The following is a 12,673-nucleotide window of genomic DNA, read 5'->3' as shown; positions in this document are numbered from 1 at the left end:
ATCTGCAAAGCGAACTCTGAATATTCCAGGTCGGAACCCCGGCGCCTTTGCGCACCGGGCGGTCACCTCAAGTCGACGGGCAAGCATGCCCCATGCCTTTCCGGATGCTTATCGCACTGTCGCAGCGCGATAAGCACGCAACTCTAGTTGCCGGAAGGTTTCGCGCACTGGTCGTGATCGCAGGCGAAATCGACTTCCGCACCGCGACCCACGGTGAGCTTGATGTTCGGACGCGTATCGATGGCCTTGCCATCTTTTTCCAGCGCCACTTCGTAGACACCCATGGGCAGTGCTCCGATGGTGTAGCGGCCTTTGTCGTTGGCCGTGGTGTGACGATGGACGCCGGTGTTGCTGTGCGCGGTGATGGTGACACCCGCGGGCGCCCAGCCAAAAACCTTGCCAACGGTTGCTTGGGCATGGGCAGCGGTGACTCCTGCCGTTCCGGACACGCTGACAGCAATTGCCACGGACAGGCCAAGCAAGGACCAACCCGCACGGCGGCCATTGGTGCGAGTGCCGAGATGACTGCGATTCTTCATGGAACTCCCTGTTTTTTCGTGTTTACGTCTGAATGAATTGAATGACTGACCTTCGCCTGCGGGCATGTGCGCAGGATCGAACACAGGCTTCGGTTGACCTGCCTTGGCAAACACCGGTTCCGAGCCGTCCATGTGCGTCTGGACGGGTGGTGGCCGGATCAAACGATACAACATCGGTGGCCGCCTTAATTTGACGAGGCGACAGCGACCCACGAAAAGCGGGAAGTCACGACGAAACGTCGGAAGAAAAGTGAATGACTTGTGCTCCTGCATGTAAAACGAGATTGCCCAACGCCTTTCAGCGTCGGGCAATCAAAGGTCAATGTGACTTCAGGTGATCGCGTACGGCGAAGGCTCGGGTCCCACAGGGGACGAGCCCCCGGTCACGACGCGCATCACGTCATTCCTTGGCTGCCGAATCAGCGAAGTCGACCTTGACGCCCCGTCCCACGATCACCCCGACATTCGGATGCTTCTCGATGGGATTGCCGTCCTTTTCCAAGGTCACCGTATAGACGCCCACAGGCAATGCTCCGATGCTGTAACGCCCCTTGGAATCCGCCTGGACGTGGCGCTTGAAGCCTGTCGTGACGCTCTTCGCATAGATGGTCTCACCGGCCGGTGCCGTACCGAAGATCTTGCCTGCGGTGGCTTGCGCATAAACCGCGGCAGAACCTGCCACACCGCAAATCCCGATGACAGCGGCAATTGCGAGGCTTCGAACAGAGAAGGCGTTGCGGCGAGAAGAGCGGTTGTTCAGGTGAGAAGTGTTGGTTTTCATGGGGCTTCCTTTTATGGGTGACAGCTATGGAACATGAGCTTGCCCGGCAATTTTGCCGAGGACTCATGGGGGACTTCCGGACAGCCTGATGCGATGGTGGGACTGACCGGTCACGGTCAGTCACAGGCAATGTTTCAGCGTCCACTCGGCCAGTTGATGCACGGATCGCCCCCAACCGGCCGACGGCGCGCAGACTACGCCAGCCCGAACGTCGGCCTAAGGGTCAAAGGTCATGAAGGTGAAAAAAGTAATGGCTAGGCGCCGTGCATCAGCGGACCTGATCCGCATGCGCTCAAACGGGCTTTCGCGGCCATGATGGGAGGCCGGGCGTGAAACCGGGCGCCCCCATCGAATTCACGGCAAGACGGTGTCCGGATCGACGCCGTCGAGGATGTCGGACACAACCTGGCAGACAGCGAACCTAAACGGCGGCCCCGCCGAATGATGGTGGCCGGTCTGCCGGCGCCGCGCCGAACGCGGTGTTGGGCGTGTCGCCCATCCGGAATTCCAGGGTGCCGCCGGCGGCCAGCTCGGCGTGGCTGATCCAGCTGCGGCTCCACGGCTGGCCATTCCAGCTGACCGACTGGATGTACGGACTGTCCGGTCCGTTGCCCGGCGCCAGCACCATCAGCCTGCGCCGGTCGGCCAGCTCGATCTCCGCGCGATCGACCAGCGGGCTGCCGAACACGTAGTTGGCGCTGACCGGATCGACCGCGTACAGACCCAGTGTGCCGAGCACGTACCAGGCGCTGATCTGGCCGCAGTCCTCGTTGCCGGCGAGACCGTCGGGCTGCGCCTCGTACATGCTTTCCAGCAGCATGCGCACGCGTGCCTGGGTCTTGTGGTGCGCGCCGGTGTACGCGTACAGGTAGGCCACGTGATGGCTGGGTTCGTTGCCATGCGCGTACTGGCCGATCATGCCGGCGATGTCCGGCGGCGCATCGGCCGGCAGCGCCGAACTGGTGTTGAACAGTTCATCCAGCTTGCGCTCGAACGCCTGCTCTCCGCCGAACAGTTTCATGTACTCGTACAGGTCGTGCTGGTTGAGGAAGGTCGCCTGCCACGCGTTCGATTCGGTGAAGTCTCGCCACTTCTTCGAGTGGCCCATGCCACGGGGGTCGAACGGTTCCAGCCAGTGGCCATCCTTCGCGCGTGGCCGCACGAAACCCGAATGGCGGTCGAACACGTGCCGGTAGTTGCGCGAGCGTTCGCGCAGCCGGGTGGCTTCGTCATGCGCGCCGGCGGCATCGGCCAGCCTGGCCACGGCCCAGTCGTCGTAGGCGTATTCGAGCGTCTTGCTGACCGCCTCGCCTTCCTTGTCGCTGGGGATGTAGCCGAGCTTGCGGTAGTACGGCAGGCCGCGGTAGTCGTCGTCCATCGCCCGCTGGCGAAACAGCGGCCAGGCTGCCGCGTAGTCGATGCCGGTGAAGCCTTTCGCATGTGCCTCGGCCAATACCGCGGCGGAGTGGTAGCCGATCATGCAACCGGTTTCCACCCCCTGCAGCGGCCACACTGGCGGGCCATCGGGACTTTCACCTGCCATCCGCACCAGGCCGTTGACCAGGTCGGGCACGCGATCGGGCTGGAACAGCGTGAGCAACGGATGCTGCGCCCGGTAGGTATCCCACAGCGAGTAGGTGCTGTAGTTGTTGGCGCCCGGCGGCAGCTGGTGCACGGCCAGGTCCATGCCGCGGTAGCGACCGTCGACGTCGCTGAACAGGGTCGGCGCCAGCATGGTGTGGTACAGCGAGGTGTAGAAGATGCTGCGCATGTCTTCGGACATCGTGTCGATGCGGATGCGGCCCAGCTCGCGCTCCCACGTCGCGGCCGCCGACTTGCGCACCTGCTCGAAGTCCCAGCCAGGCACTTCCGCATCGAGGTTGCGCAGCGCGCCGGCCACGTCGACGCCGGAGATGCCGACCTTGACCAGCAACGGCGCGCTGGCGATGTCGTCGAAGTGCAGCACTGCCTTGAGGTGCCGACCCCGCGTTTCGCCGGTGCCGGCCGGCAGGGCGGCATCTTCGTTGTACAGCGTGGCCTGGGTGATCGGGCGCGACAGCTTCATCGCGAAATGGATGTGCCGGCCGCCGGCCCACTGGTGCACGCGGCGCTCGCCGACCAGGGTGTCGTTGCCGACCAGCTTCAGCTGCGCATCGCTGACCTTGCTCGGTACCGCGGCGTCGTCGTGGTAGCCGTGCGCGAGATCGACCAGCAGGTGGCCGCTGCCGTCGCCGTTGAAGGTGTAGCGATGCAGTCCGGTGCGCAGGGTCGCCGTGAGCTCGGCGAGGATGTCGTGGTTCTTCAGGTGCACCCGGTAGTAGCCCGGCTGCGCCTGTTCCTGATCGTATGTCGAGCGGTAGCCCGGGCCGGGCTGCGCCATCGCATCGGGCGAAATCCGCTCGCCGACATCGGCGCCGTCGTGGCGCGAACGGTAGTTCAGGTCCGGCAATCCACGCCCGCCCGGCTGCAACAGCACCGGTCCCTGTGCCGGCATCACCAGCACGTCGAGCATGTCGCTGGCGCCGGTGCCGCTCAGGTGCGTGTGCGAGAAACCCATGATCGAGCCATCGCCCTGGTGGTAGCCCGAGCAGGCATCCCAGCCGGCGTCGTTGGTGTCCGGGCTGAGCTGCACCATGCCGAACGGCAAGGTGGCGCCGGGATAGACGTGGCCGTGGCCGCCAGTACCGATGAAGACATCCACATGGCGGGCGAAACCGTCGGGCTCGGGCGCCGGCGACATCGCCTGGCCGCCGCGCGGCGCCGCGAACGCCGCCAGCGATTCCAGCCGGGTGCCGAACAGGCCCAGGGCGGCTGCGCCCTGCAGGAAACGTCTGCGTGTCACCATGATGCGTTCTCCGTTGCGTGTTCGGGGTTCATGCGTGCCGCAGCAGTTCGGGTCGCTGCGCCGCCACTTGCACGATCAGTTCGCCGAACAGGGTGTTGGCCCAGGCGAACCACGCGCGGGTGAAATGTGCCGGATCGTCCTGATCGAAGGCCTCGTGCATGAAGCCGGTGCCGGCGTGGGTGGTCTTCAGCCAGTGCAGGCATTGGCGGATCTCGCCGTCGTCGTCGCTGCTCAGGCCCCGCATGATGATCGACATCGGCCAGATCATGCGCAAGCCCTCGTGCGGACCACCGATGCCCTGCGCCGCGCGGCCCTGGAAGAAATACGGGTTGCGCGGGCTCCAGGCCAGTGCGCGACTGCGCCGGTAGCGCGGGTTGTCGCCGGGGCAGCAGCCAAGGTAGGCCAGGCTCGACAGCCCCGGCGCGTTGGCATCGTCCATGAACAGCTGGTTGCCATAACCGTCGACTTCGTAGGCCCAGATCTCGTTGCCCTGCTCGTCATGCATCACGCCGAACTCCTGCAGCGCCTGTTCCACCTCGTCGGCCAGCGCGGTGCATTCGCCGGCAAAGGTGCGGTCGTCGTGCAGCGCGATCGACAGCCGCGCCAGTTGGCGCAGCGAACTCACCGCGAACAGGTTGCCGGGGATGGACAGCGGATACACGCAGGCGTCGTCCGATGGCCGGAACATCGCATGGATCAGCCCGACTGCGCGGGTCGGCTGGCCGTAGCCGCCGAGGAACTGGGTATCGGTGGGGTTGGCCGATGGCCGCTGGAAACGGTACGGACCGGGGCCATGCCTGCGCTGCTGTTGGCGGAACGTCGCCAGCACGGCATGCATCGCGGCGCGCCAGTCGTCGTCGAACGGCTGGCGATCGCCGGTAGCCTGCCAGTACGCATGCGCCAGGCGGATCGGATAGCACAGCGAATCGATCTCCCATTTGCGCTCGGCCACGCCCGGGCGCATGTCGGTGAGGTCGTGCTGGGCCCACGACAGCGGCGTCTTCGCCCGCGGATCGGGCAGGAACGCGTTGGCGTACGGGTCGATCGAGATGCACCGCGCGTGGCGATGGATCAGCCCGCGGAACAATCGGCGTAGCGCTTCGTCGTGCGCTGCCAGCGACACGTATGGCCACACCTGTGCCGAGGAATCGCGCAGCCACATCGCGTCGATGTCGCCGGTGACGATGAAGGTATCGGGCTTGCCACCCAGGCTGCCCAGCTGCACCGTGGTGTCCAGCGTGTTCGGGTAACAGTTCTCGAACAGCCAGGCGAGTTCGGGATCGCCGATTTTTGCCCGGGTGCGGGCGATCAGCGCCTCCACGGCCGGGCTGGCAAACCGGCGCTGGCCGGGTGGCGGGCGGTGACTCGCGTGGCGCGATGCGGCCCGCGCCGTCGGCACACGCCCCAGCAGCATCCCGCCAGCGGTGGCGGCCATCAACTTCAGCAGCGCGCGGCGCGTGGTGATCATGGCCGTGCACTCTCCTGGGCGCTTGCGGCATGGGCGGTGGCATCGACCAGCGAATGCACCCGCAGCGCGTTGCGCAGCGAGGCGATGTCGGCCGTGCCGGCAACCCGCAGTTCGACCTGCTCGCCCGGCAGCAGGTCGAACGCATTGTCGGACAGCTGCGCGTCGAGCGAGCCGAAGTCGACCCAGACCTCGCGTGCCAGCCGCTTCGCACGAATTCTCAGCACGGTGCCCTGATGATCTTCGGCCAGCTCGGCATGCAGGCCGGGATCGGGGAGCTGCAACGCGAGCGCTGGCTCGAAATACAGCAGGTGACGCGAAAGCGTCCTGCCCTGCCCGACCAGCTCGAACACGGCGAAGCTGCGACGGGGATCGGCAGTTTGCAGCAACGCCGCATCATTCAGCTCCGCCACGCGGGTGCTGCTCGACGCGGGCAGACGCACCGGCTCGACGCGCTCGTGCAGCAGCCGTCCATCCATGTCCATCACGCGCAGGCGCAGCCGGGCGTCCAGCGGCGCGGTGCGGTCGGACACCAGGAACACCTCGGTACGTCCGCCTCGACGGATCGGCGCCACCCGCAGCGGCGCGTAGAAACGGCGCGCGTGGAACTGCAGCGCCTTCCAGCGTCCGAAGTAGTCGACGCTCGACCACGAGGCGCCGGGCCACACGTCGTTGAGCTGCCAGTACAGCGAGCCCATGCTTTGCGGCCGCGCGCTGCGCAGGTGGTCGGCGGCCAGCTCGATGCCCTCGGCCTGCATCACCTGGCTGAGGTAGACGAAGGACGCGAAATCCTTCGGCTCGCCGTAATACTTGCGGATGTAGGACAGCAGGCGCTGGTTGCCGTTGCCGCCGTCGAATTTCTGGTGCGCCCGCATCACCGGCGACTCCGGCGAAAGGTCGGACGGTGCGGCGAAGCTGCGCAGGGTGGCCAGCGCCGGGAACGATTGCAGGCCGTACTCGGACTGGAAGCGCGGCGTGGTCTTCAGGTAGTCCTCGATCGGAGCGGAGCCGGCCCAGACGTCCCACACGTGCATGTCGCCATCGTCCGGCACGTTGGCCGGCCCGTCGAAATCCGTGCCGGGCGAGCTGGCCCAGTACGGCACGTCCGGCGCATGGCGCTGCACCACGTCGCGCAGGGTTTCGCCGAACAGGGTGCGCATGCCCTGCTCAACGCGCGCCCGCTCGACCGGTCCGATCGCCTCGGCGAACTGCTTGCGGTCAGGCCAGGACTCCCAACCGGTCTGCACCTCGTTGTTGCCGCACCACAGCACGATGCTCGGGTGATCGCGCAGGCGGATGACCTGTTCGGTGGCCTCGATCCTCGTGTTCTCGCGGAACGCCGCGTCGTACGGCGGGATCGCGCCGCCGAACATGAAGTCCTGCCAGATCATCAGGCCGAGCCGGTCCGCCAGCGCGTAGAAAGCATCGCTCTGGTAATAGCCGCCACCCCACACGCGCAGCATGTTCATGTTGGCGTCGCGGGCGGACTGCAGGATCTGTTGCAGGCGCGATCCGGTGACGCGCTCGGGGAAGCTGTCCAGCGGGATCAGGTTGGCGCCCTTGGCGAAGACCGGCACGCCATTGATCACGAAGGCGAAGCTGCGGCCCCAGCGATCACGCTGCCGCCGCAGCTCCACGCTGCGCAGCCCGGTATCGCGCTCGGCGCTGGCGATGACCTTGCCGGCCACCACCACTTCGGCATGGAAGCGATACAGGTTCGGCTCGCCGTAGCCGACCGGCCACCAGCGCTGCGGATGTTCGATGCGCAACGGCAGCTCGACATGGTTGTCGCCGGCAGTCAGCGAGGTCGCCAGGGTCGTGCTGCGCTGGCTGCCGTCCGGCGCCGTCCACCTCACCCGCAACCCGGCCTTGCCGGCATGGTCGGCACGAAGATCGAACTGCGCCAGCAATTGCGCGGCCTGCGCATCGACGTGCTGCTGGGCGACATGGAAATCCGCCAGCCGCAGATCGTCCCAGCTCTCCAGATGCACCGGCTGCCAGATGCCCTCGGTGACGTAGCGCGGGCCCCAGTCCCAGCCATACTGGTAGTTCGCCTTGCGCACGTAGTTGGCCGTCTGTCTGCCCTTCGGCTCGTCACCGAACGCGGAATCGAATTCGCCCGGCAAGGCGTGGGGCTGTTTCAGCAGCCAGGGCTGGATCCGGGCGATCGGCGAATGCAGCGTGACCTGCAGCGTATTGCTGCCCGCGTGCAGCACGTCCTTCACCGGCACGCGCCAGCGCCTGAACATGTTGTCCGCAGCCAGCAGCGGCTGGCCGTTGAGCGAGACGTCGGCGAACGTGTCCAGGCCGTCGAAGACCAGGTCGACGTGGTCATGCCGCAAGGTCGCCGCATCGATCGCCAGTGGCAACTGGTATTGCCAGTCGGCCAGGCCGATCCATTGCAGCGCGGCCTCGTTGCCGCGCTGGAACGGATCGACGATCACGCCCGCCGCCAGCAGGTCGGTCTGCACGCTGCCCGGCACCTGGGCAGCACGCCAGGCCGCTGCTTCCGGGTGGGTTTGTGTGGCCGGTGAATGCGGGTCGAGGCGGAAGCGCCAGCCGCTGGACAATGTCTGCGTGGCCGCGCCCGCGACACCGGCCCAGAGCGCCAGGATCAGGCCCACCACGCAGGCGCAGCACCGCAGGGACGCCGTGCCTGGCGCATCCCTGCCCGCTCGCGTCCCCTGCTTGGTCATCGCGAACCCCCGGCCCTGAACAGTAGTGTCGCCGCGGATGTGGCGTGGCGGCGACTCGATGAAGGTATACGCGTTCGCGCCCGTGGTAAATCGCCACCTCCCGCACGCGCGCCGCCGCGGGAATTCGACCGCAAGACCCGGGGTGTGGCCACGATCACCGCTCCGTAGATTGGCTGCACGAGATAATCTTCGGGAGCACGCCCATGAAAACCGCCGACAAAATCGCCGAACAGGCCGCCGCCACCGTAAGCGACCCCCGCTGGGCCGCGCTGCAGGCGCGCGATGCGCGTGCCGACGGCAGCTTCTTCTATTCGGTCAGGACCACCGGCGTGTACTGCCGCCCTTCCTGCGCCGCCCGCCCGGCCCGGCCCGAGAACGTGGCCTTCCATGACTCGGCCGCGGCGGCGGAACGTGCCGGCTTTCGTCCGTGCAAGCGCTGCAAGCCGGACCAGCTGTCGCTGCAGGAGCAGCACGCGGCCATGGTCACCGGGGCCTGCCGCCTGATCGAGAACGCAGAGACCGCGCCCACGCTGGAGCAACTGGCGAAACCGACTGGCCTGAGCCCGTTCCATTTCCACCGCATCTTCAAGGCCATCGCCGGGGTGACCCCGAAGCAATACGTCACCGCACACCGCGCCAGCAGGGTGCGCAGCGGACTCGGTCGCGGCAGCAGCGTGACCGAGGCGATCTTCGACGCCGGCTACAACGCCAGCAGCCGTTTCTACGAGAGCTCGAACCAGCTGCTCGGCATGACGCCGTCCAGCTACCGCGCCGGCGGCGTCGACCACGACATCCGCTTCGCGATCGGCGAATGCTCGCTGGGCGCCATCCTGGTCGCGCAGAGCCAGCGCGGGGTCTGCGCCATCCTGTTCGGCAACGACCCGGACGCCCTGGCCCGCGACCTGCAGGACCGCTTCCCCAGGGCGAACCTGATCGGTGGCGATCGCGCGTTCGAGCAACTGGTGGCGACGGTGGTCGGTTTCGTCGAGGCGCCGGCGCTCGGCCTCGACCTGCCATTGGACGTGCGCGGCACGGCGTTCCAGCAACGCGTCTGGCAGGCGCTGCGCGACATCCCGGCCGGCACCACCGCCAGTTACAGCGAGATCGCCCAGCGCATCGGTTCGCCCAAGGCGGTGCGGGCGGTGGCCGGCGCCTGCGCGGCGAACATGCTGGCGGTGGCGATCCCCTGCCATCGCGTGGTGCGCAACGACGGCGGCCTGTCCGGCTATCGCTGGGGCGTGGAACGCAAGCGCACCCTGCTCGCCCGCGAGGCCAAGGCATGAACGCGATGCCTGACGCGATGACGGATGACGCCGCTGCGCGACTGCAGGTTTTCGACTGGGCCGACGTCGCGGACGACCTCGACGCGCAGGGCTTTGCGATGCTCGAAGCCCTGCTGTCGCCGCGGGAGTGCCGCGACCTGGCCGGCCTCTACGCCGACGAGACGATCTTCCGCAGCCGTGTCGTGACGGGCCGGCACGGTTTCGGGCGCGGCGAATACCAGTATTTCGCCTACCCGCTGCCGGACACCGTGGCCAGTCTGCGCGGCGCGATCTATCCGCGACTGGCACCGATCGCGAATCGCTGGAATGCGGCGATGGGAATCGACGTGCGCTATCCCGATTCCCACGCGGCGTTTCTCGCGCGCTGCCACGGCGCCGGCCAGCGGCGGCCCACGCCGCTGCTGTTGCAGTACGGCGCCGGTGACTACAACTGCCTGCACCAGGATCTCTACGGCGAGCACGTGTTCCCGTTGCAGGTGGCGGTCCTGTTGTCCGAGCCGGGGCGGGATTTCAGCGGCGGCGAATTCGTGCTGACCGAACAGCGCCCGCGCATGCAGTCGCGCGCCGACGTGGTGCCGCTGCACCAGGGCGATGCGGTGGTGTTCGCGGTGCACCAGCGCCCGGTGCGGGGCACGCGGGGCAGCTACCGGGTGAACCTGCGTCATGGCGTCAGCCGGCTGCGCAGCGGCCATCGCCACACGCTGGGCATCATCTTCCACGACGCCACATGATCACCACCGACCTGTTCGCCGGCATCCAGGCGCCGCGGCGCGACGAGTCCCTGTGCGCGGGCGCGGTGGTGTTGCGCGGCTTTGCGCTGGCCGACGAGGCGCCGCTGCTGCAGGCGATCGATGCGATCGTGGCGCAGGCGCCGTTCCGCCACCTGATCACCCCCGGCGGCTTGCGCATGTCGGTGGCGATGACCAACGCCGGATCGCTGGGCTGGGTCAGCGACCGGCGCGGCTATCGCTACGATCCGGTCGATCCGGACAGCGGCAAGCGCTGGCCGCCGCTGCCCGACGTGTTCCGCAAGCTCGCCACCAGCGCGGCCGCGCAGGCCGGCTTTGCCGGTTTCGCGCCGGATGCCTGCCTGATCAACCGCTACGAGCCAGGCACCCGGCTGAGCCTGCATCAGGATCGCGACGAGCGCGACTTCGGCCAGCCGATCGTTTCCGTGTCGCTGGGCATTCCCGCCATATTCCTGTTCGGTGGCGATCAACGCAGCGACGCCGCGATGCGGGTGCCGCTGGCTCACGGCGACGTGGTCGTGTGGGGCGGCCCGGCGCGGTTGCGTCATCACGGCGTGCTGCCACTGAAGCCGAACCATCACGAAGCGCTGGGCGAATGCCGCATCAACCTCACCTTTCGCCGCGCCGGCTAGCCAGGGAGTTCGCCCGATGAAAGGCCGCAAGCCGGCATCCGTCGATGCATCGAAACATCTGGCATCGATCGACCCCGACTGGGCGCAACTGGTGGCGCAACTCGGTCCTTGCGGGCACGAACCGAAACCCGCCCGCGAACCGTACGAGGCGCTGGTGCGCGCGGTCGCCTACCAGCAACTGCACGTCAAGGCCGGCGATGCGATCGTCGCCCGCCTGCTCACTCTGCATCCACGGTCGGCGTTTCCGTCGCCGCGGCAACTGCTCGACGCCAGCTTCGACGCGATGCGCGCCTGTGGTTTCTCGGCGCGCAAGATCGAGACGATCCGGGGCATCGCCGCGGCCACGCTGGAAGGCGTGGTGCCCGGCCTCGCCACCGCGCAGGCGCTCGCCGACGACGAGCTCATCGCCCGCCTGGGCGCGCTGAAGGGCATCGGTCGGTGGACCGTGGAGATGTTCCTGATCTACAGTCTGGCCCGGCCCGATATCCTGCCGGCTGACGATTTCGGCGTGCGCGAAGGCTACCGGCTGCTGAAGTCGCTCGACGCGGCGCCGACGCCGAAGGCGATGGCGCTGATCGGCCAGGCGTGGAGCCCGCATCGCACGGCCGCGGCGTGGTACCTGTGGCGCGTGCCCCGACCGGTGAAGGCAAAGCGGACCACTACGCCGACGGCGGAGTGACGCCGAGCCGGTGTCCATACACCAGCTTGCCGCCGAGCCAGCCGGCCACGCCCAGCGCGACGAAACCCAGCACGCTCAGCGCGATCGCCGGCACGCCCGGTTCGGTCAGCCGGGCGCCCTGCAGGCGCAGGAACAGGCTGGCCGCATAGCAGGACAGTGCGCTCATCACCGCGATCATGTGCCGGTTGAGGTCGCGGATCGCCGGGTGGTCCGCGGCGACTTTCGCCAGTTCCAGGAAACCGGCCAGCATGGCGGGTATCGCGAAGCCGATCCCCGCCACCAGCAACACGCCGGCAAGATGCCACGCCGGCTCACCCCAGACCAGGCTGGCCAGATCCGCCGCCGTGGCCAGCGACCAGCAGGCGATCGGGAAATGGACCAGTGCGGGGTGCAGCGGATGGCGCATGGCCGCTCAGCCCAGCAGCAGGCTGAGCAAGGTCAGGAAGCCGACCACCGCGACGCCGGCATGCACGAGCACCACGGCTTTCGGCGCCACCTGTTTGCGCATGTGGAACGAAGCGAGGAAGAAGCCGCCCAGTGCCGCCAGCACCAGCAAGGCCAGCGCCGCAGTGAGCCGTCCCGGCGCCGCGCCCTGCAGCGCGACCAGGATCAGCAGCACCAGGCCGCTGGCGCCCAGCAAGGCGTGCAATGCCGAGATCGCCCACGGCGCCAGCTTGCCGCGCAGCACGCTGGAGGCCAGCACCAGGCCGCCGATGGCGGCCACCGCAAAAATCAGGACTGCATAGAGCAACATGTCGTTCTCCCCTCGTGGCATGGCATGGATGAAGCGGATCGTCATGGATCGGATGCAGTCATGCGCCGGAGGTTCCCGCATGCCGGGCGAGGATCTCGCGGAAGCCGCTCAGAGCCTGTGAAGAAAACCACGTCCTGTGGTTTTCTTCTATCGCGAGTCCGGTACACGCCCGGACTCGCTCACGCGAATCAGTCACTGGCGTGACCGATCCGCGGTCGGCCGTGCCTGGCCGACCTGAGAGGTTGTAAAA

The 12,673-nt window shown here is 67.4% G+C and carries 11 protein-coding genes; 4 read left to right on the top strand and 7 right to left on the bottom strand.

What is annotated here, in order from left to right; all coding sequences use genetic code 11:
• Positions 1-143: 143 nt before the first annotated feature.
• The 5 genes from ABNK63_RS08095 to ABNK63_RS08075 form a co-directional block, all read right to left on the bottom strand.
• Positions 144-713, bottom strand: a complete 570-nt coding sequence (locus tag ABNK63_RS08095; RefSeq protein WP_238530873.1) for a carboxypeptidase-like regulatory domain-containing protein — start codon at positions 711-713, stop codon at positions 144-146.
• Between the two features lie 226 nt (positions 714-939).
• Positions 940-1,320, bottom strand: a complete 381-nt coding sequence (locus ABNK63_RS08090) for a carboxypeptidase-like regulatory domain-containing protein (protein ID WP_350017122.1) — start codon at positions 1,318-1,320, stop codon at positions 940-942.
• A 421-nt stretch (positions 1,321-1,741) separates the two neighbouring features.
• The gene (locus tag ABNK63_RS08085) at positions 1,742-4,165 is read right to left on the bottom strand and encodes a GH92 family glycosyl hydrolase (protein WP_350017121.1); all 2,424 of its coding nucleotides are present in this window, start codon (positions 4,163-4,165) and stop codon (positions 1,742-1,744) included.
• Positions 4,166-4,193: 28 nt separating this feature from the next.
• The gene (locus tag ABNK63_RS08080) at positions 4,194-5,633 is read right to left on the bottom strand and encodes a glycoside hydrolase family 125 protein (RefSeq protein WP_007805469.1); all 1,440 of its coding nucleotides are present in this window, start codon (positions 5,631-5,633) and stop codon (positions 4,194-4,196) included.
• Positions 5,630-8,257 (bottom strand): glycoside hydrolase family 2 protein, encoded by a 2,628-nt coding sequence (locus tag ABNK63_RS08075; protein ID WP_350017120.1) that lies wholly within the window; start codon positions 8,255-8,257, stop codon positions 5,630-5,632. Before ABNK63_RS08075 ends, ABNK63_RS08080 begins: the two co-directional genes overlap by 4 nt.
• A gap of 272 nt (positions 8,258-8,529) precedes the next feature.
• Here ABNK63_RS08075 and ada point away from each other — a divergent pair, with 272 nt between their 5' ends.
• From ada to ABNK63_RS08055, 4 genes are read left to right on the top strand one after another with little or no spacing between them, the layout of a single operon-like run.
• Entirely contained in the window at positions 8,530-9,609 is a 1,080-nt protein-coding gene (gene ada / locus ABNK63_RS08070) for a bifunctional DNA-binding transcriptional regulator/O6-methylguanine-DNA methyltransferase Ada (protein ID WP_350017119.1), read from the top strand.
• Positions 9,606-10,340: a 2OG-Fe(II) oxygenase gene (locus ABNK63_RS08065; RefSeq protein ID WP_350017118.1), complete on the top strand. Its 735-nt coding sequence runs from the start codon at positions 9,606-9,608 to the stop codon at positions 10,338-10,340. The genes ada and ABNK63_RS08065 overlap by 4 nt, the downstream gene beginning before the upstream one ends.
• Entirely contained in the window at positions 10,337-10,990 is a 654-nt protein-coding gene (gene alkB / locus ABNK63_RS08060; protein ID WP_007805462.1) for a DNA oxidative demethylase AlkB, read from the top strand. The genes ABNK63_RS08065 and alkB overlap by 4 nt, the downstream gene beginning before the upstream one ends.
• A 16-nt stretch (positions 10,991-11,006) precedes the next feature.
• A complete protein-coding gene (locus ABNK63_RS08055; RefSeq protein WP_007805460.1) occupies positions 11,007-11,669 on the top strand; it encodes a DNA-3-methyladenine glycosylase in 663 nt (220 codons plus the stop codon).
• On the opposite strand, the gene ABNK63_RS08050 is transcribed toward ABNK63_RS08055, so the two are convergent.
• Together ABNK63_RS08050 and ABNK63_RS08045 are read right to left on the bottom strand one after the other, a co-directional pair.
• Complete coding sequence (locus ABNK63_RS08050; protein ID WP_007805458.1) at positions 11,650-12,075, bottom strand: DUF2231 domain-containing protein; 426 nt, start codon at positions 12,073-12,075, stop codon at positions 11,650-11,652. The genes ABNK63_RS08055 and ABNK63_RS08050 overlap by 20 nt on opposite strands.
• Before the next feature lie 6 nt (positions 12,076-12,081).
• Positions 12,082-12,423 carry a hypothetical protein gene (locus ABNK63_RS08045; RefSeq protein ID WP_007805456.1) on the bottom strand — a complete coding sequence of 114 codons (342 nt, stop codon included), beginning with the start codon at positions 12,421-12,423 and terminating at the stop codon, positions 12,082-12,084.
• Between the last annotated feature and the right edge of the window lie 250 nt (positions 12,424-12,673).

It is taken from the genome of Rhodanobacter sp. IGA1.0 (assembly GCF_040208325.1).
Classification (GTDB): domain Bacteria; phylum Pseudomonadota; class Gammaproteobacteria; order Xanthomonadales; family Rhodanobacteraceae; genus Rhodanobacter; species Rhodanobacter spathiphylli.
This window is presented reverse-complemented; position numbering and strand designations above follow the sequence as displayed.

Excerpts from the sequence above, each read along its gene's own strand:
- ABNK63_RS08045 (WP_007805456.1), bottom strand. The coding sequence starts at position 12,423 with ATGTTGCTCTATGCAGTCCTGATTTTTGCGGTGGCCGCCATCGGCGGC.
- ada (WP_350017119.1), top strand. The coding sequence starts at position 8,530 with ATGAAAACCGCCGACAAAATCGCCGAACAGGCCGCCGCCACCGTAAGC.
- ABNK63_RS08080 (WP_007805469.1), bottom strand. The coding sequence starts at position 5,633 with ATGATCACCACGCGCCGCGCGCTGCTGAAGTTGATGGCCGCCACCGCT.
- ABNK63_RS08085 (WP_350017121.1), bottom strand. The coding sequence starts at position 4,165 with ATGGTGACACGCAGACGTTTCCTGCAGGGCGCAGCCGCCCTGGGCCTG.
- ABNK63_RS08090 (WP_350017122.1), bottom strand. The coding sequence starts at position 1,320 with ATGAAAACCAACACTTCTCACCTGAACAACCGCTCTTCTCGCCGCAAC.
- ABNK63_RS08055 (WP_007805460.1), top strand. The coding sequence starts at position 11,007 with ATGAAAGGCCGCAAGCCGGCATCCGTCGATGCATCGAAACATCTGGCA.
- ABNK63_RS08050 (WP_007805458.1), bottom strand. The coding sequence starts at position 12,075 with ATGCGCCATCCGCTGCACCCCGCACTGGTCCATTTCCCGATCGCCTGC.
- ABNK63_RS08065 (WP_350017118.1), top strand. The coding sequence starts at position 9,606 with ATGAACGCGATGCCTGACGCGATGACGGATGACGCCGCTGCGCGACTG.
- alkB (WP_007805462.1), top strand. The coding sequence starts at position 10,337 with ATGATCACCACCGACCTGTTCGCCGGCATCCAGGCGCCGCGGCGCGAC.
- ABNK63_RS08095 (WP_238530873.1), bottom strand. The coding sequence starts at position 713 with ATGTTGTATCGTTTGATCCGGCCACCACCCGTCCAGACGCACATGGAC.